29 protein-coding genes, 1 tRNA gene and 2 pseudogenes are annotated in these 24,132 nt (G+C 41.3%); 15 read left to right on the top strand and 17 right to left on the bottom strand.

Annotation, left to right across the window (positions count from 1 at the left end; all coding sequences use genetic code 11):
- Both O3633_RS08555 and O3633_RS08550 read left to right on the top strand, forming a co-directional pair.
- A pseudogene (locus tag O3633_RS08555) lies at window positions 1-1,245 on the top strand (Spaf_1573 family LPXTG-anchored collagen-binding protein); the annotation flags it as partial.
- 356 nt (window positions 1,246-1,601) lie between these two features.
- Window positions 1,602-2,591 (top strand): LacI family DNA-binding transcriptional regulator, encoded by a 990-nt coding sequence (locus tag O3633_RS08550; protein ID WP_371621001.1) that lies wholly within the window; start codon window positions 1,602-1,604, stop codon window positions 2,589-2,591.
- 123 nt (window positions 2,592-2,714) lie between these two features.
- On the opposite strand, the gene O3633_RS08545 is transcribed toward O3633_RS08550, so the two are convergent.
- The 6 genes from O3633_RS08545 to O3633_RS08520 all read right to left on the bottom strand — a co-directional run bounded on the left by O3633_RS08545 (window position 2,715) and on the right by O3633_RS08520 (window position 7,782).
- The gene (locus O3633_RS08545) at window positions 2,715-3,593 is read right to left on the bottom strand and encodes an SDR family NAD(P)-dependent oxidoreductase (RefSeq protein WP_371621000.1); all 879 of its coding nucleotides are present in this window, start codon (window positions 3,591-3,593) and stop codon (window positions 2,715-2,717) included.
- 1 nt (window position 3,594) lies between these two features.
- Window positions 3,595-4,431 carry an alpha/beta fold hydrolase gene (locus O3633_RS08540; protein WP_371620999.1) on the bottom strand — a complete coding sequence of 279 codons (837 nt, stop codon included), beginning with the start codon at window positions 4,429-4,431 and terminating at the stop codon, window positions 3,595-3,597.
- 13 nt (window positions 4,432-4,444) lie between these two features.
- The gene (locus O3633_RS08535; protein ID WP_371620998.1) at window positions 4,445-5,449 is read right to left on the bottom strand and encodes an NADP-dependent oxidoreductase; all 1,005 of its coding nucleotides are present in this window, start codon (window positions 5,447-5,449) and stop codon (window positions 4,445-4,447) included.
- Window positions 5,450-5,527: 78 nt separating this feature from the next.
- A complete protein-coding gene (locus O3633_RS08530) occupies window positions 5,528-5,959 on the bottom strand; it encodes an Rrf2 family transcriptional regulator (protein ID WP_371620997.1) in 432 nt (143 codons plus the stop codon).
- 216 nt (window positions 5,960-6,175) lie between these two features.
- Window positions 6,176-6,248: transfer RNA gene (locus O3633_RS08525), tRNA-Lys, on the bottom strand.
- Between the two features lie 262 nt (window positions 6,249-6,510).
- On the bottom strand, window positions 6,511-7,782 hold the full coding sequence (locus O3633_RS08520) for a replication-associated recombination protein A (RefSeq protein WP_049530016.1): 1,272 nt from the start codon (window positions 7,780-7,782) through the stop codon (window positions 6,511-6,513).
- Window positions 7,783-7,897: 115 nt separating this feature from the next.
- Between O3633_RS08520 and O3633_RS08515 the strand changes: the two genes are divergently transcribed.
- From O3633_RS08515 to O3633_RS08480, 8 genes and pseudogenes are all read left to right on the top strand, one after another.
- Window positions 7,898-8,368: a DUF3013 family protein gene (locus O3633_RS08515; RefSeq protein WP_371620996.1), complete on the top strand. Its 471-nt coding sequence runs from the start codon at window positions 7,898-7,900 to the stop codon at window positions 8,366-8,368.
- A gap of 18 nt (window positions 8,369-8,386) precedes the next feature.
- A pseudogene (locus O3633_RS08510) lies at window positions 8,387-9,444 on the top strand (site-2 protease family protein).
- Between the two features lies 1 nt (window position 9,445).
- Window positions 9,446-9,874 (top strand): NUDIX hydrolase, encoded by a 429-nt coding sequence (locus O3633_RS08505; RefSeq protein WP_371620995.1) that lies wholly within the window; start codon window positions 9,446-9,448, stop codon window positions 9,872-9,874.
- Complete coding sequence (locus O3633_RS08500; RefSeq protein WP_371620994.1) at window positions 9,871-10,344, top strand: GNAT family N-acetyltransferase; 474 nt, start codon at window positions 9,871-9,873, stop codon at window positions 10,342-10,344. Before O3633_RS08505 ends, O3633_RS08500 begins: the two co-directional genes overlap by 4 nt.
- Window positions 10,345-10,481: 137 nt before the next feature.
- Window positions 10,482-11,432 carry a 50S ribosomal protein L11 methyltransferase gene (gene prmA, locus O3633_RS08495; RefSeq protein ID WP_371621003.1) on the top strand — a complete coding sequence of 317 codons (951 nt, stop codon included), beginning with the start codon at window positions 10,482-10,484 and terminating at the stop codon, window positions 11,430-11,432.
- A 1-nt stretch (window position 11,433) separates the two neighbouring features.
- Window positions 11,434-12,177, top strand: a complete 744-nt coding sequence (locus tag O3633_RS08490) for a 16S rRNA (uracil(1498)-N(3))-methyltransferase (protein ID WP_371620993.1) — start codon at window positions 11,434-11,436, stop codon at window positions 12,175-12,177.
- A gap of 10 nt (window positions 12,178-12,187) precedes the next feature.
- Window positions 12,188-13,984 (top strand): oligoendopeptidase F, encoded by a 1,797-nt coding sequence (pepF, locus tag O3633_RS08485; protein ID WP_371620992.1) that lies wholly within the window; start codon window positions 12,188-12,190, stop codon window positions 13,982-13,984.
- Window positions 13,985-14,171: 187 nt separating this feature from the next.
- Window positions 14,172-14,609 carry a DUF6568 family protein gene (locus O3633_RS08480; RefSeq protein ID WP_239681982.1) on the top strand — a complete coding sequence of 146 codons (438 nt, stop codon included), beginning with the start codon at window positions 14,172-14,174 and terminating at the stop codon, window positions 14,607-14,609.
- Between the two features lie 154 nt (window positions 14,610-14,763).
- Here O3633_RS08480 and O3633_RS08475 read toward each other — a convergent pair whose 3' ends face one another.
- Window positions 14,764-15,153 carry a nuclear transport factor 2 family protein gene (locus O3633_RS08475; RefSeq protein WP_049530023.1) on the bottom strand — a complete coding sequence of 130 codons (390 nt, stop codon included), beginning with the start codon at window positions 15,151-15,153 and terminating at the stop codon, window positions 14,764-14,766.
- A 150-nt stretch (window positions 15,154-15,303) separates the two neighbouring features.
- On the opposite strand from O3633_RS08475, the gene O3633_RS08470 reads away from it, so the two are divergent.
- From O3633_RS08470 to O3633_RS08460, 3 genes are all read left to right on the top strand, one after another.
- Window positions 15,304-15,636 (top strand): winged helix-turn-helix transcriptional regulator, encoded by a 333-nt coding sequence (locus O3633_RS08470; RefSeq protein WP_049503255.1) that lies wholly within the window; start codon window positions 15,304-15,306, stop codon window positions 15,634-15,636.
- Window positions 15,637-15,647: 11 nt separating this feature from the next.
- On the top strand, window positions 15,648-16,439 hold the full coding sequence (locus O3633_RS08465; RefSeq protein WP_371620991.1) for a DUF2785 domain-containing protein: 792 nt from the start codon (window positions 15,648-15,650) through the stop codon (window positions 16,437-16,439).
- Window positions 16,440-16,548: 109 nt separating this feature from the next.
- Entirely contained in the window at window positions 16,549-17,217 is a 669-nt protein-coding gene (locus O3633_RS08460; protein WP_371620990.1) for an MIP/aquaporin family protein, read from the top strand.
- Between the two features lie 255 nt (window positions 17,218-17,472).
- On the opposite strand, the gene queF is transcribed toward O3633_RS08460, so the two are convergent.
- From queF to O3633_RS08425, 7 genes are all read right to left on the bottom strand, one after another.
- On the bottom strand, window positions 17,473-17,964 hold the full coding sequence (gene queF, locus O3633_RS08455; protein WP_371620989.1) for a preQ(1) synthase: 492 nt from the start codon (window positions 17,962-17,964) through the stop codon (window positions 17,473-17,475).
- 18 nt (window positions 17,965-17,982) lie between these two features.
- Complete coding sequence (gene queE, locus O3633_RS08450) at window positions 17,983-18,699, bottom strand: 7-carboxy-7-deazaguanine synthase QueE (protein ID WP_371620988.1); 717 nt, start codon at window positions 18,697-18,699, stop codon at window positions 17,983-17,985.
- Window positions 18,692-19,135: a 6-carboxytetrahydropterin synthase QueD gene (queD, locus tag O3633_RS08445; RefSeq protein ID WP_000464566.1), complete on the bottom strand. Its 444-nt coding sequence runs from the start codon at window positions 19,133-19,135 to the stop codon at window positions 18,692-18,694. Before queD ends, queE begins: the two co-directional genes overlap by 8 nt.
- The gene (queC, locus tag O3633_RS08440; protein ID WP_061863422.1) at window positions 19,135-19,788 is read right to left on the bottom strand and encodes a 7-cyano-7-deazaguanine synthase QueC; all 654 of its coding nucleotides are present in this window, start codon (window positions 19,786-19,788) and stop codon (window positions 19,135-19,137) included. Before queC ends, queD begins: the two co-directional genes overlap by 1 nt.
- Before the next feature lie 202 nt (window positions 19,789-19,990).
- Window positions 19,991-20,305 (bottom strand): thioredoxin, encoded by a 315-nt coding sequence (trxA, locus tag O3633_RS08435; protein WP_001029584.1) that lies wholly within the window; start codon window positions 20,303-20,305, stop codon window positions 19,991-19,993.
- Window positions 20,306-20,319: 14 nt separating this feature from the next.
- Window positions 20,320-20,541: a DUF4649 family protein gene (locus O3633_RS08430; RefSeq protein ID WP_000570258.1), complete on the bottom strand. Its 222-nt coding sequence runs from the start codon at window positions 20,539-20,541 to the stop codon at window positions 20,320-20,322.
- A 97-nt stretch (window positions 20,542-20,638) separates the two neighbouring features.
- Window positions 20,639-21,019, bottom strand: a complete 381-nt coding sequence (locus O3633_RS08425) for a MarR family winged helix-turn-helix transcriptional regulator (RefSeq protein WP_371620987.1) — start codon at window positions 21,017-21,019, stop codon at window positions 20,639-20,641.
- Between the two features lie 181 nt (window positions 21,020-21,200).
- Here O3633_RS08425 and O3633_RS08420 point away from each other — a divergent pair, with 181 nt between their 5' ends.
- Entirely contained in the window at window positions 21,201-21,575 is a 375-nt protein-coding gene (locus O3633_RS08420) for a CidA/LrgA family protein (protein ID WP_000781324.1), read from the top strand.
- Entirely contained in the window at window positions 21,572-22,267 is a 696-nt protein-coding gene (locus tag O3633_RS08415; RefSeq protein WP_049508971.1) for an LrgB family protein, read from the top strand. The genes O3633_RS08420 and O3633_RS08415 overlap by 4 nt, the downstream gene beginning before the upstream one ends.
- A 33-nt stretch (window positions 22,268-22,300) precedes the next feature.
- On the opposite strand, the gene O3633_RS08410 is transcribed toward O3633_RS08415, so the two are convergent.
- The 3 genes from O3633_RS08410 to O3633_RS08400 are packed head-to-tail and all read right to left on the bottom strand — an operon-like array spanning window position 22,301 to window position 24,112.
- Entirely contained in the window at window positions 22,301-23,032 is a 732-nt protein-coding gene (locus O3633_RS08410; RefSeq protein WP_371620986.1) for a hypothetical protein, read from the bottom strand.
- Window positions 23,033-23,047: 15 nt separating this feature from the next.
- Window positions 23,048-23,743: an ABC transporter ATP-binding protein gene (locus O3633_RS08405; RefSeq protein ID WP_371620985.1), complete on the bottom strand. Its 696-nt coding sequence runs from the start codon at window positions 23,741-23,743 to the stop codon at window positions 23,048-23,050.
- A gap of 3 nt (window positions 23,744-23,746) precedes the next feature.
- Complete coding sequence (locus O3633_RS08400; RefSeq protein WP_000119157.1) at window positions 23,747-24,112, bottom strand: GntR family transcriptional regulator; 366 nt, start codon at window positions 24,110-24,112, stop codon at window positions 23,747-23,749.
- Window positions 24,113-24,132: the final 20 nt, after the last annotated feature.

Raw genomic sequence — 24,132 nt, 5'->3', positions numbered from 1 at the left:
TTGAAAGATAAGAATGGTACGGTTCTTCAAACGAAGACTAATGACGCCGATGGTAAAGTAGCCTTCGATGCGCTTACATATAAGAACAATGAAGTTGGCGAGCATAAGTACACTGTAGAAGAAGTAGCTGGTTCAGAAGCAGGAATGACTTATGATCCAATGAAGGCAGAGGTGACAGTGACTGTAACGAAAGCAGGTCATACTCTTACAGCAACCAAAGCCCTTCCAACAGATACTGAGTTCAATAATACCTTCACACCAGGTGCAACTACAGCACAATTTAATTTCACTAAGAAATTGGAAGGAAAAGCCCTTGAAGCCGATGCCTTCACCTTTGAATTGGTTGAAGATGGCAATGTCATCCAAACCAAGAAAAATGCGGCTGATGGAACCATCCAATTTGATGCGATCTCATATGCGACTGAAGGAACTCATACCTATACCGTTCGCGAAAAAGCAGGAGCAGATACAGACATTGACTATGATAGTATGACTATCGCAGTTAAAGTTACTGTTACTAAAGATATTACTACAGGTCTTTTAAGTGCTAAGACTGAAATGACTGCATCGGGAGGTGAAGCAACTGGTACAGATGATAAAATTTTCAATAACTACTTTGTAGCTCCAGTTAAAGCACAGTTTAATTTCACTAAGAAACTTGATGGTCGTGCGTTGAAAGCTGGTGAATTCAGCTTCGTATTGAAAGACAAAGATGGTAACGTGATTGAAACCGTAAGCAATGATGCTGAAGGTAAGATCAAGTTCTCAGCTCTTGAATTCAAACGTGGTCAAGAAGGTACATATATCTATCACGTAGAAGAAGTGAAAGGTACAGAGGCTGGAGTTGAGTACGATAAGATGGTAGCGACTGTTGGAGTTACTGTTACTAAGGATGGTAAAGTGTTGACACTTACTTCACAAATGCCTGAAGATACTGAGTTTAACAACAAGGTAACACCGCCAACACCGCCAACACCACCAACACCACCAACACCGCCAACACCACCAACACCGCCAACACCGCCAACACCACCAACACCACCAACACCGCCAACACCAGTAACACCGCCAACATCAGTAACACCGCCAACATCAGTAACACCACCAACACCAGAAAAACCTAAAGGTCCTGAGTTGCCAAACACTGGTGAACAATCTAAATCTGAACTTGTTGCACTTGGTGCTGCACTTGGTCTTGTAGGTCTAGGTTTGGTTGCGAAACGCAAAAAAGAAGATGAAGCTTAATATATATAGAATGAATCAAGATTTTATTCTAGATATTTAAATTAGTTCTATTTAAAAATTAGGCTCTTTTCTACCATTTTTCAAGTCTATCAAGGCTTTAAGTAAAAAAAGAGATAAGACAGTAGCTATTCTGAGGTTACTGTCTTATTTTTAACACTTTTTGATCCATAAAAGGGCATGCTAAAAAGAAGAAGTGAGCCAAACTGACGGCTCACTTTTTGAATGGTGAAAAGTGTAGATGAGATTTTTAATGATAACCCAAAAAGCCTTTAACCAAGGCTTTTTCCTGTATTCATTAAGAAATAGTTGCCAAAAAAGCGGTTGCATGTTACTATAGAGTGCAAGGAGGTGAGAATATGGTAGAGCAAAAAAAATCCATTACTATGAAAGATGTTGCTCTGGAAGCGGGAGTTAGTGTTGGAACTGTTTCACGTGTGATCAACAAAGAAAAAGGGATCAAAGAAGTGACCTTGCAGAAAGTTGAACAAGCGATTAAAACCTTGAATTACATCCCAGATTACTACGCAAGAGGAATGAAGAAAAATCGAACAGAGACGATAGCATTAATTTTGCCAAGTGTCTGGCATCCATTCTTTTCTGAATTCGCGATGCATGTGGAAAATGAAGTTTACAAGAGAAATAATAAACTACTTTTATGTTCAATAAATGGAACCAATCGAGAGCAAGAATATCTTGAGATGCTACGTCATAATAAGGTTGATGGAGTTGTAGCCATTACTTATAGTCCAATCGAGAACTACCTAACTTCAGGAATTCCTTTTGTTAGTATCGACCGAACTTATTCAGATATAGAGATTGCATGTGTATCGTCTGATAATGATGCAGGAGGACGAGAGGCTGCCAAACAACTTATCAAAAAAGGGTGTCAGCATTTGGCTTTTGTAGGTGGACACAACACAACCATTAATGAGACTAAACGACGTAGAATTTCATTTGAGAAGTATGTCCAAGACAAAAATATACCTTTTAGTATCTTTGACCTAGATGAGACGGTTACAGACTATCGTGGGAAGTTAGAGCAGTTCTTGACAGAGAATCCTTCCATAGATGGTATTTTCGCCATTAATGATTTTGCGGCTTTAGATGTTATTGAAATACTAGAGGCAAATGGGAAACAAATACCTCATGATGTGCAAATCATTGGATATGATGGTATTAAGATGGCAAATGATCGAGATTATCTGCTTTCAACTATTAAACAACCGTTGAAGGAAATGGCTCAAGAAGCTGTTCGTATCTTGTTTGAGATCATTGATGGAAAGACTGTTCATTTACAGACAATCTTACCAGTAACATTTATTGAAGGAAAAACAACAAAAAATTAAAAATAAGTCTTGACAGAAAACGCTATCAATGTTAAAATAGAGTCAAATCAAAGAGATTTATTTTTTAAAACAAAAATTGAAACGTTTCAAATAACGATTAGAGAGCGCCATGCGCTATTTTTTCTAATTAAGCAGAGCATATTTCTGTTTAAACAACTCAATTTTATCATTGCAGTAATTGATTAAATCTTGTGCTTTTTCAAGTGTGTAGCCTTTTTCAGATACCGACTTGACTTTCTTTTCATCAAAATAGTAGCCAGTCAAGCCCCTGACTTCCTCTGATAAGGTGAGATAATAGCCTGTTTCGATTCCCTGATCTAAATTTTTTGAAAGAGACTTCATCAGGCGTCCGAAGAGAGACTTTTTCGTCTTTTCATCACTAGAATTATTCCCTAAGTTTGTTGAAATCAAGCCAGGATGGTAAGAATTGACGGTGATGTTTGAACCACTTAAAAAGAAGTCTCTTGCTAGATAGCGTGTCATCCAAATGGTATAGAGTTTGGAATTATTATAGGCCAATCCTGGATTGTATTCTTTCTCAAATCCAAAGTCCAAATCCTTGACCTTGGCAAAATGATGCATATAGGAAGAAGTATTAATAACACGACCGTCAGGCGCTTTTTCTAACAAGGGGCTGAGCTCAGTTGTTAACATATAGGGAACGAGAACGGATAACATAAAAGTCAATTCGACATTTTCAGCACTCGCTTTTCGTTCTTTCCCTGCATACAGTCCTGCATTGTTAAACAAGACATCGATCCTTTGAAAGTCTCGCTTGATTTCCTCTACAAATCGATAAACATCATCTAATTTTGAAAAATCTGCCAAGTAGCTCGAAACTCTGCCTCTCAAGGAAACTGCCCGAACCTCTTGAGTAGCCAATTCCAACTTTTGAGGATTGCGACCATGGAGGATGACATGATGCCCTTCACTAGCCAGTTTCTTTGCCAAATGTTTACCAATACCGTCAGTAGCGCCTGTTATTAGAATGGTTTTGACCATATTAGTCCTCCAAGAAAGCAATGAGCTCTTTTGAAAACTCCTCTGCATATTGGAAGATCGAACCGTGACCAGCATTTGGATAGATGATAAGTTTACTATCTTTTATTTTTTCATGCATGTCATAAGAATTTTCCATTGGAACCTGCATATCCTTGTCACCGTTGATGATTAAGGTTGATTGGGTGATAAATCTTAGGTCGTCTTGAGAATCTTTCCCCCAACGTTTAATAGCTTTGAGTTGAGTCAAGAAACCAGACAAACTCATGTCTTTGTCCACAAATTCTTTGGTTCGCATTCCCATTCGTCCTAGAACTTTCAAGGCTTCGATTTTTCCTTGTTCATCATGGTTATAGAAGATATAGCGTTTAGGATCGATGCGTTCGAGTCCAGCTTTAAACATATAGTTAAATGTTTTCCCTGTGACCTTATCGACCTCTTTTCCTCCTCGAGGTCCTGTTCCTGCCAAGATGAGACGGTTGACCAAATCAGGCTTGATTCGGACCATTTCTTGGGCAATCATCCCTCCCATGGAAAGACCTAGGAGATTGATTTTATCGTAACCAAGGGCTTCTATAAAGGCAATCGTCTGCTCAGCCATTCCAGGAATGGTTGGCGCCACTTTGCCTTGACTGGCTCCGACACCAGGAAGGTCGACCACAATCACATGGTGTTTTTCAGCAATCAAGTCCAAGAGTTTTGGATCCCAGTTGTCGAGGGTTGCTGCCAAATGGACCAGCATCAGAAGAGGTAGTTTTGATTTGCCTTTGCTGAGTTCGCGATAGGCGATTTTGTTCCCGTCGACAGTGATGTATTGAGTTTTAGTTGTAAGATATGACATTGTGTTTTCCTTTTTATTTTTTAAAGCTGAGGACTGTTTTTCCACGTGAGTGACCATTAGCGACCTTGTCTAAGGCGCTATTCACTTCTTCAAATGGATAGACTGTATCGATAGATGGCTTGATTTCTAATTTGCTAAAGAGGTCAGCTACCTCTTGTAATTGAGCGCCATTGCTTTCCACAAAGATAAAATGGTAGTGAACGCCGTATTTGTCAGCCATCTTATCAAATTTGCGACCGGCTAAGCCAAGAATCATCTGTTTCCATTTTGGCAGATTCATGCGTTTGGCAAAGTTACCATTTGGCATAGCACGGAGGGACACAAGCTGACCACCTTTTTTCATGATAGACATTTGTTTTTCAGTCTCAGCACCCCCAAGGGTATCGAGGACATAATCCACCTGGCTAACAGTTTTTGTATAATCCTCTGTTTTGTAATCGATAAAACGGTCCGCTCCTAGGTTCAATACACGCTCAGCACTATCTCCAGCTCCATTGGTGATGACTGTCAAACCTTTAGCCTTGGCAATCGGAATGGCCATTCCACCGACACCGCCTGTACCACCAGATATAAAGATCGTCTTGCCAGCTTGAGCCCCCATGAGTTCTAGGGCTTGCATAATGGTCAAGGCAGTCAAAGGCACAGCAGCAGCTTCCTCGTCTGAAAGATAGTCTGGAACTTTAGCTAAGGCTGCACTGTCTACGGCTACATACTCGGCAAAAGCACCGATATGCTCGAGTGGGAGACGTCCAAATACACGGTCTCCGACTTTGAGATTTTTGACTTGTCTACCGATCTTTTCAATGATACCGACCACTTCATTACCTGCAGTTTGTGGGAGTCTGTAAGGAACGATCATTTTGACCTCACCACGGGAAATCATGTTATCCAGAGGATTAACACCAGCTGCGGTGACTTTGACCAAAACTTCTTTGTCTGTAATACTTGGTGTAGCGACTTCTGTGATGTTCAGTGTGATATTCTTTTTGTTGTATGATGTATGTTGTGCAGCTTGCATTGTCTTCTCTTTTCTATTTTTTTGTTGTATCTCATAAAGATACAAGTATAGTCTTTTTAAAACTGATCTGCATGCAAATCAGTTTCGTTTTTGTTTGGCTTCTTTATAAAGATTGTTAATGACATCTTCTAAGGTTTGGTGGGCTAGTTCCTTCTCAAGTTGGGCTTCAGCGCTAGCAAATAGTGGTGAAACGGCAGCCTGGATATGTTTCCCTACTGGACAATCGGGATTGCTATTTTGATGAACAGGAAATAAGCTGATGTGGCTGACTTCTTGTGTGGCAAAATAAATGTTAAGTAAGGTGATGTCCTTTGGAGATTTACTAAGTTGGTAGCCCGTTTTTCCTTGCTGAGACTGGATTAGTCCAGCATTTTTCAATAAGGCAATCACCTTACGAATATAACTAGCGTTAGTCCCAACGCTCTCAGCCAGAGCTTGTGAACTTAGGTTTTCCTTACTCTCACTAATCATGGTTAGGATGTGCAAGGCTACTGAAAATTTCGTATCCATATAAACTCCTTTAGATAACTTGTATCCGATACAAGAACAAGTATAACACAAATAAAAAGAAAAGCAAGACTTTTGTTTTAAATTTTTAAAAAATTTTTGAAGAGTGTCATCAGATCAGAGATGTCTGGAAAGATTGTTCATAAAAAATGGAGGATAAATATACTTTAGAACAACAAAAAAGCCTTGATAACCAAGGCTTTTTCCTGTTGATTTAGATGCCCCCTGCAGGGCTCGAACCTGCGACCCATAGATTAAGAGTCTACTGCTCTACCAACTGAGCTAAGGAGGCAAATAAAAAGCTGTATTGGTGCCGAAACTTCACGGTTTGTATTGAACCCGCGCAATTAAGCAGGTGGGCAACTCGCTCTAACTGAAGCTGTTTCCGTGTGAGACGGCCTACATGCTGTTAGAAGACTTTTGTTTCCCTAATAATACAAAAAATAGTCGGTCAACACTTAAATGTGAAGTCGTACACCACAGCGTTTCTATGATTATATGATACCACTTTTTCAAAAAAAATCAAGGGAAAATTAAAAAATTCGAAAAGGATTTCACAAATTTCGTAATTTATCAATGGTTTCCTTGCGCTGAGCTAGGGCTCGTTCGTATTTTCCGGTATCTTCTGGTGAGAAGTAGCTATGGTCGCGAATTTTTTCTGGTAAATAATCTTGCTTGACCCAGTGACCAGGATAACTATGTGGATAGAGGTAGTTTTGGGCGTTGCCTAATTCCTTGCTACCGCTATAGTGGCCATCTCGCAAGTGACGTGGGATTGGTAAATGACCAGATGTTTTAAGGTCAGCCAGGGCCATATCCATAGCCACATAGGCTGAGTTGGACTTAGGTGAAAGTGCCAGATCAATGACGACATTGGCGATGAGGATACGAGCCTCTGGGAAGCCGATTCTCTGTGCAGCATCCAAAGCAGTTACGGTATGGATCTGTGCATCGGGATTGGCCAAGCCGATATCTTCATAAGCAATCACCGTCAAACGGCGTGCCAAACTAGGAAGGTCACCTGCTTCAATCAAGCGGGCAGCGTAGTGGAGACTGGCATCCACATCAGAGCCACGGATGGATTTCTGGAGAGCAGATAGAACATCATAGTGTCCGTCTCCATCCTTGTCCATAGTGATGTAGCTTCTCTGAAGACTATTTTCCATGATGTCAAGTGTGATATGATGGATACCGTCATCATTTTCTGGAGTGGAGAGAACTGCCAAATCAAGCGAATTGAAGGCAGAGCGGAGGTCTCCGTTGGTAGATGTTGCGATAAAATCAAGGGCATCATCATCTAACTCAACAGGGAAATCAAAACCTCTTTCAGGGTCAGTCAGGGCTATTTGAACGGCCTCTTTAACATCTTGGTTAGATAAGGGTTCCAACTCAAAAATCTGAACACGACTGCGGATGGCTGGAGTGACAGAAAAGAAAGGATTTTCAGTTGTCGCCCCGATCATGATGACTAGACCGCTTTCCAAGAGAGGAAGGAGGAAGTCTTGTTTAGTCTTGTCAAGACGATGAATCTCGTCTAGTAGCAGTACAAGGCCACCTGAGAATTTAGCTTCCTCAGCGATTTCTTGGAGACGTTTTTTACTATCAACAGTGGCATTGAAGGTCCGAAAAGCATACTTGGTCGTTCCAGCGATGGCTGAAGCGATACTGGTTTTTCCGATTCCTGGAGGTCCATAGAGAATCATAGATGATAGACGATTTGCCTCCACCATGCGACGGATGATCTTACCTGGGCCAACCAGATGCTCCTGACCGATGACCTGGTCGATGGTTTTGGGGCGCATACGAAGCGCGAGATTGTCTGGCATAGCAGTCCTTTCTAACATAGATTTTCTGATACTAATGTGGTAATATGGTAGTATCTATTTTAGCATATTTCCGAGTATTCGGGGCGATTGAAGAGTCGTATAGAAAGAGGACAAAATGGCAACATATGGATTTTTAGATGTTTTACAAGAAGAGTTGGATAAGAACTTTCCTTTTGATTATGAGATTAGTTGGGACAAGCGCAATCATGCGGTTGAAGTGAGTTTTCTATTAGAGGCACAAAATGCTGCAGGGGTGGAGATGTTAGATGAAGATGGAGAGGTTTCGTCAGATGATATCCTTTTTGAAGAAGCAGTACTTTTTTACAACCCTGCCAAGTCAACAGTCAATGCAGAAGACTATTTGACGGTCATCCCTTACCTGCCTAAGAAAGGTTTTTCTCGTGAATTCTTAGCTTATTTTGCGCTATTCCTTAAAGATACTGCAGAGGTTGGACTAGATGCCCTCATGGACTTTTTGGAAGACCCAGAAGCAGAAGAATTTGTCATGGAATGGAACCAAGAAGTCTTTGAAGAAGGAAAAGCAGGCTTGGAAGAAGGAGAATTTTACCTTTATCCGAGATACTAGGAGTTGGTTGGAGATTTTATGAAGAAAATTGGGATTTATTTGGTTTATGCGCTAGCTGTTGTCTTTATTATGCTGGCTTTTGCTTGTGGAACAATCGCATTTGCAGAGTTGGGGTATTCCGCAGTTTTAGTCTTTACTTTTGGTTATGCCTTCGCTCTTCTAAGTATGTATTTAATCTTTATTCTTCATGAGCTGGGACATGCTTTTTGTGGCTACTTGACAGGCTATCGGCTGGTGGCTTTTGGATTAGGGAACTTTCTTTTAACCAAAAAGTCAGGAAGGCTTCATCTTAGTCGAACAGCAGTTATAAAAAATGTTGGTGCTCAGTATATTGGTTTAAAAGAGGATGAAAGCGATCAAAGAATCATCCTGATGCTTTCAGGAGGCTTGATGATTCATCTCAGCTTGATATTATTGGCGATAGTGTTTGGATTTTTGACAAGAAGCTGGTATTTTGCAGGGACTTGGATTTTTCTTAATTTGTCTTTCTTCCTATGCCAGTCGGCATCACCGATGGAGCAAAAATTTGGGAATTGCTACAACACCCTGAAAATACGAAATACGCCTACCTGATGTTGAGGCATTCTGCCCAGACCTTGCTAGCTCCTCAAGAATATGATTTAAAAGACTTTATCATGTCTGTTGATGAGGATGTGAGAGGGAGTTTTGCAGAAAGTGTTCAGACTCTTCAGGGATTGGTGTTCATATTGGATGATAATATAGAGCTTGCAAAGCAACTGTTTCAGTCTGTGTTAGAAAAAACAGATAATCCAATGTCTAAAACTATTTCTCAATTATACCTTCTTCAAATTGCTCTGATAGAAGGAGATAATAAGAAAGCGGAAGAATATGCAAGTATTCGAGGTGTCAAATCCTTTTTATCTCTAAAAACAGCAGATATGCAGGTTATTCAAGCTTGGTATCAATTTAAGGTAAAGAAAGATGTAGTTCAAACTCACAAGGCTATGAAGATTGCTAGACAGCAAATGAATAGCAGCCGGATGTTACGGGATGAGAAAAGATATTATGAAAACTGGTTAGCCGAGCTGGAAAAGGAATTAGCAGAAGGAGTCTGATATGGAAATAGAAATTTCTGATTTTACAGGTTGCAAGATTGCCTTGATTTGTGGGGATAAGCTATTAACTATCTTACGTGATGACAAGGACGATATCCCTTGTCCCAACATGTGGGAATTGCCAGGTGGTGGCCGTGAAGGGGATGAAAGTCCTTTTGAATGCGCAGCGCGTGAAGTTTATGAAGAACTGGGAATTCATTTAAATGAAGATTGTCTGCTTTGGAGCAAGGTCTATCCCAGCATGCTCTATGAAGGCAGACAGTCAGTATTTATGGTCGGTCAGTTAAGTCAGGATCAATTTGACAGTATCACCTTTGGAGATGAAGGGCAAGCCTATAAACTGATGAACATTGAGGAATTTTTGACATCCAGTCAAGTAGTTCCGCAGTTGCAGGGGAGATTGTGGGATTATTTGGAGGAAAGTTTATGATAAGACTTGAGAGAGCAGGAGCAGAGTATTTAGAGGACGTCATTGCGATTCAAAGGGCTAGTTTTAAAGCAGTTTATGAAAAATACCATGATGAATATGACCCTTATCTCGAGGACCGCGAACGAATTAAGTGGAAACTAGTCGAACGTCCCAATAGCTATTACTACTTTGTAAAAGAAGATGAAGAGAAGATAGGCTTTTTACGAGTTCAGACCAATGACGAGTTAACGAAAGCTTGGTTGGGAACGGCAGCGATTTTGCCTCCGTATCAGGGAAAAGGGTATGGAACTGAAGGATTACGCTTGCTAGAAGAGGAATTTTCAACCATTATGCAGTGGGCTTTGTGTACGGTGTTACAGGATGCAGGCATGGTCGCCTTCTACGAGAAGAATGGCTACCATCAAACCCATATCGAGCCTGAGAAAGAAGGTATGGATATGGTCTACATGAAAAAGTTGATAGAGAAATAGAAAGGATGGTTCAGTTTAATTTCTAAATTGAACCCGCCCTAAACACGGTGCCAAAAAGATAAACTTCTTATAGACACAAATGTCTTCAGAGAGTTTCCTATTTTGGCTTTGTGTTTTACGGGCTTGGTATCTTAATGATGGAAACATGGCAAGAGTTAAAAGTTACAGTGAAGCGTGAGGGAGAGGAGTTGGTTTCCAACCTCTTGATTGAGTTAGGTGCCCAAGGGGTAGCAATTGAAGATAGCATGGACTATGTTGGAAATGTGGACCGCTTCGGTGAGATTTTCCCTGAGGTCGAGCAACAAGAAGAAATTGTGGTGACCGCCTACTATCCGGAAACGGTTGATGTAGCGGCAGTTGAAGCAGATTTGAAGGCTCGCTTAGCAGAATTAACTGACTTTATGGACTTAGGAGAAGTCAAGATCGGTACGACTGCTTTGGCTGAGGAAGACTGGGCGGACAACTGGAAGAAGTATTATGAACCAGCACGCATCACCCATGATCTAACCATCGTACCGTCATGGACGGACTATGAGGCAACAGCGGGAGAAAAAATTATCAAGCTGGACCCGGGCATGGCCTTTGGAACGGGAACGCACCCAACAACCAAGATGAGTCTCTTTGCCTTGGAGCAAGTTCTTCGTGGTGGTGAAACAGTGCTAGATGTAGGGACTGGTTCAGGGGTTCTTTCTATTGCAAGCTCACTCCTAGGTGCCAAGGAGATTTTCGCCTATGACTTGGATGATGTGGCGGTTCGTGTCGCTCAGGAAAATATTGAGCTCAATCTTGGTATGGAAAACATCCATGTAGCCTCAGGCGATTTGCTTAAAGGAGTGGAAATTGAGGCAGATGTTATCGTGGCTAATATCTTGGCGGATATCCTCATTCATCTGACGGAGGATGCTTATCGCTTGGTAAAGGATGAAGGCTACCTCATCATGAGTGGTATAATCAAGGACAAGTGGAACATGGTGCGTGAGTCAGCAGAAGCGGCTGGATTCTTCCTTGAAACCCATATGATTCAAGGAGAGTGGAATGCCTGTGTCTTCAAAAAAACCAAGGATATCTCCGGTGTGATTGGAGGCTAGCATGCAACAGTATTTTGTTAAAGGCAGTGCAGTCTCTCCTGTCACCATCGAGGACAAGGAAACCAGCAAGCACATGTTTCAGGTTATGCGCTTGAAAGAAGATGATGAAGTGACCTTAGTTTTTGATGATGGGATCAAGCGCTTGGCGCGCGTGGTAAATGTAGAGGAGCGTCAGTTTGAGCTGGTCGAGGAATTAACTGATAATGTGGAACTGCCAGTCCAAGTGACCATCGCATCAGGCTTTCCCAAGGGAGATAAGCTAGAGTTCATCACTCAAAAAGTTACGGAACTGGGTGCTAGTCAGATTTGGGCCTTCCCTGCAGACTGGTCAGTTGCTAAATGGGACGGTAAAAAACTAGGGAAAAAAGTCGAGAAACTAGAAAAAATCGCCCTTGGAGCAGCCGAGCAAAGCAAGCGCAACTTTGTCCCAAGCATCACCCTTTTTGAGAAAAAGGCAGATTTTCTAGCACAACTGAGCCAGTTTGACCGCATCGTAGTGGCCTATGAAGAGTCGGCTAAAGAAGGAGAATCAGCCGCACTTATACAAGCAGTTGCTGGACTGGAAAAAGGAGCTAAATTGCTCTTTATCTTTGGTCCAGAAGGTGGTCTCTCACCTGCAGAAATTGAGAGTTTTGAAGCTAAAGGAGCAGTCTTGGCAGGTCTTGGTCCTCGTATTTTGCGAGCAGAAACAGCACCGCTTTATGCCCTGTCAGCCCTTAGTGTTTTATTAGAATTAGAGAAATAAGAGGAAAAAGATGGAACAAAAACACCGTTCAGAATTTCCTGAAAAGGAACTTTGGGATTTGACAGCCCTATACCAAGACCGTGAGGACTTCTTACGTGCGATAGAGAAGGCGCGTGAAGATATCAATCAATTTAGTCGAGATTACAAGGGCAATCTTTACACTTTTGAAGATTTCGAGAAAGCTTTTGCAGAATTGGAGCAAATCTACATCCAGATGAGTCATATCGGTAATTACGCCTTTATGCCTCAGACGACAGACTATGCTAATGAAGATTTTGCCAATATCGCCCAAGCTGGAATGGACTTTGAGACAGATGCCAGTGTCGCCTTAACCTTCTTTGATGATGCCTTAGTGGCTGCAGATGAGGAAGTCTTGGACCGTTTGGGTAACTTACCACATTTGACGTCGGCTATTCGTCAAGCCAAAATCAAAAAAGCCCACTATCTTGGGGCGGATGTGGAGAAAGCCTTGACTAATCTGGGTGAAGTTTTCTACAGTCCACAGGATATCTATACTAAAATGCGAGCTGGAGATTTTGAAATGGCTGACTTTGAAGCCCATGGGAAGACTTACAAAAATAGCTTTGTGACCTATGAAAATTTCTACCAAAATCACGAGGATGCTGAAGTCCGTGAGAAATCCTTCCGTTCCTTTTCAGAAGGACTTCGTAAGCACCAAAATACAGCTGCGGCAGCCTATCTAGCCCAAGTCAAGTCTGAAAAACTCTTGGCAGATATGAAGGGCTACGACTCAGTCTTTGACTATCTTCTGGCTGAGCAAGAAGTAGACCGTGCTATGTTTGACCGCCAGATTGACCTTATCATGAAGGACTTTGCGCCAGTCGCTCAGAGATATCTCAAGCATGTTGCCAAGGTGAATGGTCTTGAGAAGATGACCTTTGCTGATTGGAAATTGGATTTGGATAGTGCGTTGAATCCAGAGGTTAGCATTGATGATGCCTACGATTTGGTCATGAAGTCTGTCGCACCACTGGGGCAAGAATACTGTCAAGAAATCGCTCGTTATCAAGAAGAACGCTGGGTTGATTTCGCTGCTAATAGTGGTAAGGACTCTGGTGGCTATGCAGCTGATCCATACCGTGTGCATCCTTATGTCCTCATGAGCTGGACAGGCCGTTTGAGCGATGTTTATACCTTGATTCATGAAATCGGGCATTCTGGTCAATTCATCTTTTCAGATAATCACCAAAGCTACTTCAATGCTCACATGTCGACCTATTATGTTGAAGCACCGTCAACCTTCAATGAATTGCTGTTAAGTGATTACTTGGAACACCAGTCTGATGATCCACGTCAGAAACGATTCGCTCTTGCTCACCGCTTGACAGATACCTACTTCCATAACTTTATCACCCACCTCTTGGAAGCAGCCTTCCAACGTAAGGTTTATACACTGATTGAAGAAGGAGAAACCTTTGGGGCAAGCAAACTCAACAGTATTATGAAGGAAGTTTTGACTGACTTCTGGGGAGATGCTATTGAGATTGATGATGATGCAGCACTGACTTGGATGCGCCAAGCTCACTACTACATGGGCTTGTATAGCTACACTTACTCAGCAGGACTTGTCATCTCGACTGCTGGTTACCTTCATCTTAAAAACTCTGAGAATGGAGCTAGAGACTGGCTCAATCTCCTCAAATCAGGTGGTAGCAAGACACCACTTGAGTCAGCTATGGTTATCGGAGCCGATATCTCAACGGATAAACCACTCCGTGATACGATTCAATTCTTGTCAGATACAGTTGACCAAATTATCAACTACAGTACCCAGTTGGGAGAATAAGATCATAAAAGTGCAACAATAGAGTTATATTGTTGAGATTTTAGAATGACGTTTATTTAATAAAGTTTACTGAAGACTTTGTCTTCAGAATGTGCGTTATTATAGATCTATCGGTTGGATTTTATATCTTGTCGTGGGCGATTAGACTAGGGAAAATACTTAGAAAAGGACGGAGATGCTAGTGCGTGTGAACAAAAAACTTAGCTTGCTTATCATTGGAATTGCTATGCTGATTTTGTTTATGATTTGGAAATTCAGTCAGCCTGTTCTTCCAAAAACTTATCAGGAAGCTGTTCAGTATACCAAAGCAATCAATATGAAAGAAATGCGCTCCAAACTTGCAAATGGCGACGAGTTTGTCGTCTACATCGGAAGAGAATCCTGTCCCTACTGTCAAAAGTTTGTGCCCAATTTGGCTCTAGCGATTCAAAAAAGTCACCAGACGGTCTATTATTTGGATAGTGATTCTGATGAAAAGGATGAAATTACAGCCTTTGCAAAAGAAATGGATATCCAAACCGTTCCGAATCTTTCAGTCTATCAAAATGGTAGTAAATCACGCTATTTAGAGCAAGGAAGTTCCGCTAGTCTTGAAGAAATCCTTTCATTTCTAAAGCATGAATAGGACAGGAAGATTGTTTTAAATGACAAAAAACGACTCCCAAAATTGGAATCGTAGAGATGATAAAAGAGGTTGGATTTTTTATCTAATCTATTTATTTAAAAAATTTATAATAAAGAATTCCTAAAATCAAAATTTTTTGTCCCTGCCTCTTAAATTATCCCCAAAAGCTATCTTCTTCAGCTTGATCTGAAGAGAAGAGCCAAACTTCTTTGATTTTTCCGTCTTCAATACGGAAGAGGTCAATCCCGTTCATATTGAGTTCAGTACCATCAGCCCGTGTTCCAAGAAAAGTAACATTGGCTGCGATTAAATCCTTATTGTCAGAAACCCAATTTGTTATCACCTTAAAGGTTCCATTAGTTTTCTCAGCAAATGTAGCTAGGTGAGTTCCTAGCTTGTCCTTACCAACAACTGTACCAGATATACTATGAGTACCAGGTTGATGCCAGACAATATCGTCTGCCATCGTTTCAAAGACACCAGGAAAGTCACCAGCAATTAAAGCTTGGTTATAAGCATTGAAAATTTCTAAGTTTGTTGACATATCTATTCTCCATTTCTTTTTTATGATATAATTGTAACAGTTACAATCAAAAAAACAAGTAGACACTTTTTCGATAGCTGGTATCAAAAGTAGTACTATTGTTGATACTAAAAGATAAAATTTTTTAAAAAAATAGAAAGAAGATATTTTATGCCAAATAAAGTGAGTGAGTATGGTATTTGTCCATTTGCGACAACGCAGAGGGTTTTAACAGGGAAATGGGCACTGGTAATCATTTATCAGTTGAGTACGGGTACTAAACGATTTAAAGAATTGCAGAGATTATTGCCTGGGATTACTCAAACTATTTTGACACGTCATCTCCGTCAATTAGAAAAGGATAAGATTATTCAACGAAAGGTCTATGCGGAAGTTCCCCCACGAGTTGAGTACAGCTTAACCGAAATGGGACAGGAATTCAGAGTTGTTTTAGATGCTGTCGAGAAATGGGGTCTGGATTATATCAAGTTGCTAGAAATGTAGAGGTATTGACCATGTATCAAGACTTACTTAGAAAAATAGCAGAAGAAAAACCGAGTTATAGTCAAAAAGAACTCCAGTGGTTACTTGAGCATTTAGGAGATCCTTCTTCAGAAATTCGCGATGAATTGGTTTTTACCAGTTTGGCTAGAGGGATCCAAGAAGAGTTATTTACAAAGGAGCAATTTCAATTTATATCTGCTATGATTGTTTCTGATGGTGGACTAGATAAAGAGCTCGATAAGCTAGGAGCTTCAACGCTTGACCGTTCTTTTAGGGCACTTATTTATGCCAATCTCTTATCTGCCGATGGCAATCAACAGTCTCTTTTTTATCAAGTGCTTAAAACTGATATCAGAAATACGATGCTCGATCAAGGTTTGCACTACCTTGAAAAAGAAGAGGATACGACTGGTTTTTCAAGCCAGTATGGTTGGGTACATGCTTTTGCGCATGGAGCGGATCTCTTGACTGAAGTCGTTTGTCATCCAGACTTTTCTGCAAGTCGAATTTATGAGGTGTTTGAGATCCTTGGTCAACTGTTTAAAAGAATTTCGATTCGATTTATAGATGATGAGGAATGGCGCTTAGCCAGAGTGCTTTACGAACCTATTTTGCAAGGCAAGGTGGATCAAGCGACACTAGCCTCTTGGATAAAGTCACTTGATTTCCCGATAGAAGAGACGGAAGATTTTTATAAATTTTCCAATTTTAGATCTTGTTTATTAGAAGTCTATGTACAACTCGACCAGAGAAATAGTTTACAAGATGACTTGAAAGAAGCCATTCAATCTTTTCAATATTAGATTTCGACTATTAAATGTGAAAACATACACAAAATTTCCAAGCACATTTCTTGAAACCCTTTCCTTCTTCTGATAGACTAATACATAGTTTGAAAAAAGGAGACTTATCATGAAAAAATTTGTTGCTGAATTAATCGGTACTTTTATGCTTGTGTTCATCGGAACAGGAGCTGTTGTTTTTGGAAATGGTGTTGAAGGACTTGGACACCTTGGGATTGCTCTTGCTTTTGGTTTGGCAATCGTAGTTGCAGCTTTCTCAATCGGAACTGTTTCAGGTGCTCACTTGAACCCAGCTGTTTCTATCGCTATGTTTGTTAACAAACGTTTGTCATCTTCAGAGCTTGTAAACTACATCTTCGGACAAGTGGTTGGTGCTTTCCTTGCATCTGGATCTGTATTCTTCCTCTTGGCAAATTCAGGTATGTCAACTGCAAGTCTTGGTGAAAATGCCTTGGCAAACGGAGTAACTGTCTTTGGTGGTTTCTTGTTTGAAACAATCGCAACATTCTTGTTTGTTTTGGTCATCATGACTGTAACATCAGCAAGCAAAGGGAATGGCGCAATTGCTGGTTTGGTGATTGGTTTGTCATTGACAGCTTTGATTCTAGCTGGCTTGAACATTACTGGACTTTCAGTAAACCCAGCTCGTAGCTTGGCTCCTGCTGTATTGGTAGGTGGTGTAGCTCTTCAACAAGTTTGGATTTTCATCCTTGCACCAATCGTTGGTGGTGTTCTTGCAGCCCTTGTTGCTAAAAACTTCCTTGGAACTGAAGAATAATTGAAACTTAAAAAGCCTTGCTCCTCATGATGAGGAACAGGGCTTTTTCGTATCTTTTTATACTCAATGAAAATTAAAGAGCAAACTAGGAAGCTAGCCGCAGGTTGCTCAAAGCACTGCTTTGAGGTTGTAGATAGAACTGACGAAGTCAGCTTAAAACACTGTTTTGAGGTTGTGGATAAGACTGACGAAGTCAGTTACCTATATCTACGGCAAGGTGACGTTGACGCGGTTTGAAGAGATTTTCGAAGAGTATTAGCGGTTGTCAATTTTCTCTGGATAAAGGTCGTGTTGGAAGAGGCGTTGTTCTGCCAGGCCTTCATACTTAGTTCCAGGTCTACCGTAGTTGTAGTAAGGGTCGATTGAAATGCCTCCGCGTGGAGTGAATTTTCCCCAGACTTCTAAATAGCGAGGGTCGAGTAAGTTGACCAAGTCTTTCCCGATAGTGTTGATACAGTTTTCGTGAAAATCTCCATGGTTTCGATAGCTAAAGAGGTAGAGTTTGAGGGATTTTGACTCGACACAGAGCTTGTCAGGAATGTAGGAAATATAAATAGTCGCAAAGTCTGGCTGCGCAGTGATTGGGCACAGTGAGGTAAATTCAGGGCAGTTGAATTTGATGAAATAGTCATTTTCCACATGACGATTGTCAAAGGATTCGAGGACTTCTGGTTGATAGTCAAAGATGTAGGTAGTTTCTTTATTGCCCAGTAGGCTTAAGTTTTTCAATTCTTCTTGTTGTGACATGATTTTTTCTTTCTAATCTTAAACACCACGTTGGTTATCGTAGAGGAGGGTATGGAGTTGGGGAAGGACGCGGACATTGCCCCAGCTATCGTCAGCAGCGACACGTTCCCATAGCTCTTTGAGGCGGTCCAGTTGGTCTTGGACAATATTGCCTGTAGCTTTGGGCTCAGGATTTCCCGCCGATAAGAAGAGGACATCTGGTTGGTAGCGTTCTTGAATGCCTTTGGCAAAGGCTAGGTCTGCATCATCAAAGACAGGGATTTTAAAGGTGACTTTGTCTGGATCTAGTTGAGAAACAATGAAATCCAAGGTCTCAAAATTGACTTCCATCTTGGAAGAAGGAGGTTTGGGACTCAGAGTCACCTGGTCGATGTCTTTTAACCAATGTTGCCAGCGGGAGCCTTGGGTTTCAACAGCCAGAGTAACACCACGTTGCTTGAGCTTGGTGACTAACTCGGCCATGTTGGCAGCTAGGATGGCAGGATTTCCTCCAGACAGGGTTACATAGTCGTAGCTTCCTAGTTTGTCTAACTCAGCGATCACTTCATCAGCTGTCATGCGAGTAGGCTTCTCAGAACCATCCCAAGTAAAGGCAGAGTCACACCAGTCACAATGGTAGTCGCAACCAGCAGTGCGGACAAACATGGTTTTCTGGCCGATAGCACGACCTTCTCCTTGAAAGGTTGGGCCGAAAATTTCCAGAACTGGTAGTTTGAGGACACGTTCCTTAGTCATCTAACCACTCCCGTCTAAACTCTGCAAAGGCAGTCGGAGTTTCATAGAGGCGAACATATTCCAAACGGAGACCGCGCTCGTCTGGCAACTCTTGGCTCATGGTTTGGAAAATCCAGTAAACCATATTTTCAGCAGTCGTATTCATGTAGGGAAGGGTTTCATTGAGATAGCGATGATCCAAGTGGGGCTCTAAGTAGTCCTTGTAGATCGCTTTGATGTCTCCGAAATCGTAGGTCATACCTCTATCATCTAAAAATCCACTGACAGCGATTTGCAGATGATAGGTGTGACCGTGTAGGGATTTGCATTTTCCTTCATAGTGAAAGAGGTGGTGGGCAGCATCGAAGGTAAATTCTTTTGAGACTAAGGTTCTGTGAGGATTGTAGACAAGAGATTCCCCAGTTTCTTGTTTGATTTCTTTGGGGGCAAAAAACATCAGGCCTCTCCTTTCTGAGAGAGATAAACCTCTAAACCATGTTGGCGTAGATGGCAGGCAGGACAATCTCCACAACCAGTACCGATAATCCCATTATAGCAGGTCAAGGTCTTCTCACGAACATAGTCAAAGGCACCGAGTTGGTCGGCTAATTTCCAAGTTTCAGCCTTGTCTAGCCACATGAGAGGCGTTTGGATCACAAAGTCGTAATCCATAGCAAGGTTGAGGGTCACATTGAGCGATTTGACAAAGACATCACGACAGTCAGGATAGCCTGAGAAGTCTGTTTCGCACACTCCTGTCACGATATCCGTAATTCCACGCTGCTTGGCAAGGACTGCAGCAAAGGACAGAAAGAGATGATTGCGACCATCGACGAAAGTATTAGGAACCTCTCCTTCTTTTTGCTCAATTTCTAGATCTGAAGTCAAGGCATTTTCAGTAATTTGTCCTAGCAGAGACATATCTAGGATATGATGACGAATTCCTTGTTCCTCAGCGATTTCTTTGGCCACTTGAATTTCGAGATGGTGGCGTTGGCCATAGGCAAAGGTAACGGCTTCTACCTTTTCATAGTGTTGCTTGGCCCAGAAAAGGCAGGTTGTTGAATCTTGACCGCCGCTAAAGACGACCAAGGCTGATTGACGTTTCATAGTACTCCTTCCAAAATGGGAAATGTTCAGAGCACGCAAAAAGCTCCCTATAGGGAGCTAAAAAATACCAAGTAGAGGTTTTTTTTAGCGATGGCATGTCCCAAACATCGTGATATTCTACTTACAGTCTAGCATATTTTTTGAAAAATGGCAAAGGGCAAGAAAAAAGAGACCAAATGAATGCACTTGGTCTCTCCTTTGATTAGCTTAATTCAGCAACGATAGCTTTGATTTGTTCTGCTGTGTGAACACCAGCAACTTGTTTAACCACTTGTCCATCTTTTTTGAAAAGAAGAGTAGGAATAGACATGATTCCAAATGAACGAGCTGTGTTAGGATTTTCATCAACGTCCATTTTAACGATCTTCAAGACATCTTCTGAAAGTTCTTCAGACAGCTTATCCAAGATTGGGCCTTGCATACGACATGGACCACACCAAGTTGCCCAGAAGTCTACCAAGACCAATCCGTCTTTAGTTTCTTGTTCAAATGTTGCATCTGTAATTGCTTTGGCCATAGTATTTCTCCTTTTTAGTTATATTGGCTTAAATCTTGTTTCATGAGATAGAAGAAGACATCTCCGTAAGTCCCATGGTAGTCCAAATCATGACCGTTGTAAGTCAATTTTTGAACAGGGTAGTAGTCTGCGACACCGATCAGGCAGGCATGTTGAGAACGTTCAAATTCATCGTATGACTCAAAGGTCATGGTTCTCTCTTGCTTGCTGGCATCAAGATAAGTGATTTCAATCATAGGATTCTCCTTTGCTAAATCATGATTTCATTTTACTCCTTGAAAAAAGGAATGTCAAGAAAAATGATTGCGCACGCAAGTTTTTTTGAAAAATATGTTAGGCTAACCAGTTTGATTTTCTTGCTAAGCTTTCTTCGACAGCTGTTTGTAAATAAGCCAAGGTAGTCTGTCCTTCTCTCGTCAGGCAGATAAAACTAGCTCGCTTGTCCTGGTCGCAGCATCTCCGACTAAGTAAACCGCAGTTCTTGGCTTCTAAGCGAGCCACCATCCGTGAAACAGCACTAGGGCTCAGGTGGAGTTTATCTGGCAAGTCGATTTGTCTTAGGGATTTGCCTTCAGCCTGATTTAGAAAGTGCAAGAGGTAAAACTCCTTGAGTGTCAAGGTTTGTTCACTCTGCTCAGCGATGGTCTCTTCTAAAATAGCTTCTAGCTCTACTTGCCTACGGTTGAAGTCAAACCATTTTTCTAAGTAAGTCATGTCCATCTCCTTTCCTTCTATAATAGTGTAATCATACTAGTGTATCTATGATGCTTGCGCACGCAATTAGTATACACCTTTTTGGCTTGGATAGCAAGAAGGATGTTTCTTATATATTTCCTTGAAATTTTCTGAAAAAAGAGTAAACTGGTATGCAGAAAGTCTATTTGTGGAGTTTACGATGAAGTTATATGTTCAGTTAATGATTCTTTTTGTGATTTCTCTAATCGGTGAAGGGATCTCCAGTTTTTTTCATTTGCCGATTCCTGGAAGTATCATCGGTTTGATTATTCTTTTTCTAGCCTTGCAGTTCAAGTGGCTGCGCACCCGCCATGTCAACATGGTTGGGAATTTTCTCTTGGCCAACATGACCATTCTCTTTCTACCTCCTGCGGTTGGAATTATGGAAAAATTTGATGTGATTGCACCCTATCTTCTGCCGATTGTTTTGATTGTCTTTTTTGCAGCAGTGATTAATATCATCTTGATTGCGCTTGTGGTTCAATTTATCAAAAAACGCTATGAAGGTGATTACGAAGAAAGAGGTACCAAATGAGCGAATTTGTATCTAATCCCCTATTTGGGATTGCTTTATCAATCTTAGCCTATCTTGGGGGAATGATGATTTTCAGACGTTATCCTCATCCCTTAACGACTCCTTTGCTACTGTCAGCTATTTTTATTATCATATTTCTAAAGGTAACTGGCATTTCCTACCAAGATTACTACCAAGGTGGGGTTTATCTTAATAACTTGATTGTTCCTTCAACAGTGGCTCTAGGAATTCCCCTCTATAAGAGCTTCCACTTGATGAAGCATCATGTTAGAAGTATTTTGCTGGGTAGTTTTCTAGCTGTCATCGTCAATACCTCTTTTACAGCCCTAGTCGCAAAAATCTTTGGCATGGACTTTTTCCTAGCTATTTCTCTCTTTCCTAAGTCAGTAACGACTGCTATGGCAGTAGGGATCACAGAAAAATTGCAAGGCTTGACTACCGTGACCCTAGTAGTTGTCGTAGCGACGGGGATTTTGACCAGCGTTATAGGACCAACGCTTTTAAAATGGCTCAAGATAGACGATCCAGTAGCGGCTGGACTAGCCCTGGGTGGAACAGGTCACGCCGTTGGAACTGGAACGGCTTTTCGCTATGGACCAGTTGCAGGTGCTATGGGAGGACTAGCCATCGGTGTTACAGGTATTCTCTATGTATTTGTAAGTCCGATCGTAGCCAATTTGATATTGAGTTAACGCAAAAACCCAGCTCTAGTAGCTGGGCATTTTTTATTGCAAATTAACTTTATTCTTTAAGATATAGTAGGTTCCGAGATAGAAGGCTGCGCTGAGGATGAGGTCTTTAACGATTTCAAAGGAGATCATCCAATTGTAGTCGATATCTATGCGAAAGTTGAGACCAACAAAGCCGAGAATGGTTTGGATAACAATATAGGCTAAAACGGCAAGAGCTGTGCGGTATTCATTGAAAAGTTGTCCGATGGAAATCGCCAAGTAGATGCAGAGGATTCCTGAAATTGTGCTGAGGATATATGAAATCACAGAAAGCCAGAAACTATCCATGTAAAATTTAAAGAGGTATTCGAGAGAAAAGATATCAAGGAAGTTTGCACCAGTCAGAACTAAAATGATATAAATACTCAAGATAAAGACTAATGAGCTCGCCAGAGACCAGATGAGAGCACCCAAAAGTTTGGATAAAATGATTTGGTGCTCAGATACGGGGAGTGTGAGAGTTAGGTATCCCTGACGATCGTAGACACTACCCTTGAAGCGACGGATGATCAAAATCAAGGTTGAAATACTTAAGGTAATGATTAGTCCACCAAAAACTAGAGCCAGAAAAACTAACATAATCATTTGTTGATCAGGTGTATCAATGGATTTTAGGGAACTAGCTTGAACCCCGATAAGGGCAGAAAGAGCCAACACAGCACCATAGAGGGCTAAATACCATTTGTTAACATTTTTAAATTCATAACGAACTAAATTCCAAAACATAATAATCTCCTTTATCTAGGCTTTGAATTCGTGGCGGAAGAGCTGGTCGATAGACTCTCCAGACTCATAGCGAATATCATCAACATTTCCTTGACGGACGACTTTTCCATCCTTGAGGAAGATAATCTCATCCAAGATTGGTTCGATATCTGAAATCAAGTGAGTTGAAATCAAGACAGTCGAAGTTGGAGAGTAGTTGTTAATGATGGTGTTCAAGATATAGTCACGAGCCGCTGGGTCTACACCCCCGATTGGTTCGTCAAGCACGTATAGACGAGCATCACGACTCATGACAAGAATCAGCTGAACCTTTTCTTTGTTCCCTTTTGAGAGTTTCTTGAAACGGCTATTTTCATCGATGCCAAGGTCACGAAGAAGACCTTGAGCACGTTCCAGATTAAAATCTTGGTAGAAGGTCTTGAAATAAGTGAGAGCTTCCTTGACCTTCATCTGCTCGTTGAGGTAGGTCGTATCAGGGAGATAAGAAACAATCGCTTTAGTTGCTGGGCTTGGTTCCACGCCATTGATAAGAATACGCCCTTCCTCTGGCTGTAGCAAGCCGTTGATTAGTTTAATCAAGGTTGTCTTTCCAGAACCGTTTGGCCCAAGGAGACCAACGATTTTTCCAGCTGGAATTTCAAGGGAAACATTTGTAAGAGCAGGGCTTGCTCCGTAGGATTTCGACACATTTTCAAATGCTAACAAGGTCATAGTTTAAACTCCTTCAATATAATCTCTCAAAACAGTCGGTAGTTCTTCTTTTTCATAACCAAATTCTACCATGCCTGTTACAAACTGTTGCAGCTGTTCTTCTGACAGTTGCTTACGGGATTGGAGGATCAAGTCCAAGTCCTCTGTGACAAAGCGTCCAGATGTCCGCTTGGTATAAACGAAGCCTTCTCTTTCCAAGTCCGATAGGGCACGCTGGATGGTGTTGGGATTGACCCCTGCCTCGCTTGCTAATTCTCTAACGGTTGGAAGCTGTTGATTGGGCTCGAGTTTATGGGAAATAATCTGTAATTTGATTTTCTCCATAATCTGCAAATAAATGGGTTTATTGTTATCAAATGTCCAAGACATCACGATCTCCTTTCTATTTA

This window comes from Streptococcus sp. 27098_8_22 (assembly GCF_041432415.1).
Classification (GTDB): Bacteria; Bacillota; Bacilli; order Lactobacillales; family Streptococcaceae; genus Streptococcus; species Streptococcus pseudopneumoniae_M.
This window is presented reverse-complemented; position numbering and strand designations above follow the sequence as displayed.

Excerpts from the sequence above, each read along its gene's own strand:
- O3633_RS08550 (WP_371621001.1), top strand. The coding sequence starts at position 1,602 with ATGGTAGAGCAAAAAAAATCCATTACTATGAAAGATGTTGCTCTGGAA.
- O3633_RS08545 (WP_371621000.1), bottom strand. The coding sequence starts at position 3,593 with ATGGTCAAAACCATTCTAATAACAGGCGCTACTGACGGTATTGGTAAA.
- O3633_RS08540 (WP_371620999.1), bottom strand. The coding sequence starts at position 4,431 with ATGTCATATCTTACAACTAAAACTCAATACATCACTGTCGACGGGAAC.
- O3633_RS08535 (WP_371620998.1), bottom strand. The coding sequence starts at position 5,449 with ATGCAAGCTGCACAACATACATCATACAACAAAAAGAATATCACACTG.
- O3633_RS08530 (WP_371620997.1), bottom strand. The coding sequence starts at position 5,959 with ATGGATACGAAATTTTCAGTAGCCTTGCACATCCTAACCATGATTAGT.
- O3633_RS08520 (WP_049530016.1), bottom strand. The coding sequence starts at position 7,782 with ATGCCAGACAATCTCGCGCTTCGTATGCGCCCCAAAACCATCGACCAG.
- O3633_RS08515 (WP_371620996.1), top strand. The coding sequence starts at position 7,898 with ATGGCAACATATGGATTTTTAGATGTTTTACAAGAAGAGTTGGATAAG.
- O3633_RS08505 (WP_371620995.1), top strand. The coding sequence starts at position 9,446 with ATGGAAATAGAAATTTCTGATTTTACAGGTTGCAAGATTGCCTTGATT.
- O3633_RS08500 (WP_371620994.1), top strand. The coding sequence starts at position 9,871 with ATGATAAGACTTGAGAGAGCAGGAGCAGAGTATTTAGAGGACGTCATT.
- prmA (WP_371621003.1), top strand. The coding sequence starts at position 10,482 with ATGGAAACATGGCAAGAGTTAAAAGTTACAGTGAAGCGTGAGGGAGAG.
- O3633_RS08490 (WP_371620993.1), top strand. The coding sequence starts at position 11,434 with ATGCAACAGTATTTTGTTAAAGGCAGTGCAGTCTCTCCTGTCACCATC.
- pepF (WP_371620992.1), top strand. The coding sequence starts at position 12,188 with ATGGAACAAAAACACCGTTCAGAATTTCCTGAAAAGGAACTTTGGGAT.
- O3633_RS08475 (WP_049530023.1), bottom strand. The coding sequence starts at position 15,153 with ATGTCAACAAACTTAGAAATTTTCAATGCTTATAACCAAGCTTTAATT.
- O3633_RS08470 (WP_049503255.1), top strand. The coding sequence starts at position 15,304 with ATGCCAAATAAAGTGAGTGAGTATGGTATTTGTCCATTTGCGACAACG.
- O3633_RS08465 (WP_371620991.1), top strand. The coding sequence starts at position 15,648 with ATGTATCAAGACTTACTTAGAAAAATAGCAGAAGAAAAACCGAGTTAT.
- O3633_RS08460 (WP_371620990.1), top strand. The coding sequence starts at position 16,549 with ATGAAAAAATTTGTTGCTGAATTAATCGGTACTTTTATGCTTGTGTTC.
- queF (WP_371620989.1), bottom strand. The coding sequence starts at position 17,964 with ATGTCACAACAAGAAGAATTGAAAAACTTAAGCCTACTGGGCAATAAA.
- queE (WP_371620988.1), bottom strand. The coding sequence starts at position 18,699 with ATGACTAAGGAACGTGTCCTCAAACTACCAGTTCTGGAAATTTTCGGC.
- queD (WP_000464566.1), bottom strand. The coding sequence starts at position 19,135 with ATGTTTTTTGCCCCCAAAGAAATCAAACAAGAAACTGGGGAATCTCTT.
- queC (WP_061863422.1), bottom strand. The coding sequence starts at position 19,788 with ATGAAACGTCAATCAGCCTTGGTCGTCTTTAGCGGCGGTCAAGATTCA.
- trxA (WP_001029584.1), bottom strand. The coding sequence starts at position 20,305 with ATGGCCAAAGCAATTACAGATGCAACATTTGAACAAGAAACTAAAGAC.
- O3633_RS08430 (WP_000570258.1), bottom strand. The coding sequence starts at position 20,541 with ATGATTGAAATCACTTATCTTGATGCCAGCAAGCAAGAGAGAACCATG.
- O3633_RS08425 (WP_371620987.1), bottom strand. The coding sequence starts at position 21,019 with ATGACTTACTTAGAAAAATGGTTTGACTTCAACCGTAGGCAAGTAGAG.
- O3633_RS08420 (WP_000781324.1), top strand. The coding sequence starts at position 21,201 with ATGAAGTTATATGTTCAGTTAATGATTCTTTTTGTGATTTCTCTAATC.
- O3633_RS08415 (WP_049508971.1), top strand. The coding sequence starts at position 21,572 with ATGAGCGAATTTGTATCTAATCCCCTATTTGGGATTGCTTTATCAATC.
- O3633_RS08410 (WP_371620986.1), bottom strand. The coding sequence starts at position 23,032 with ATGTTTTGGAATTTAGTTCGTTATGAATTTAAAAATGTTAACAAATGG.
- O3633_RS08405 (WP_371620985.1), bottom strand. The coding sequence starts at position 23,743 with ATGACCTTGTTAGCATTTGAAAATGTGTCGAAATCCTACGGAGCAAGC.
- O3633_RS08400 (WP_000119157.1), bottom strand. The coding sequence starts at position 24,112 with ATGTCTTGGACATTTGATAACAATAAACCCATTTATTTGCAGATTATG.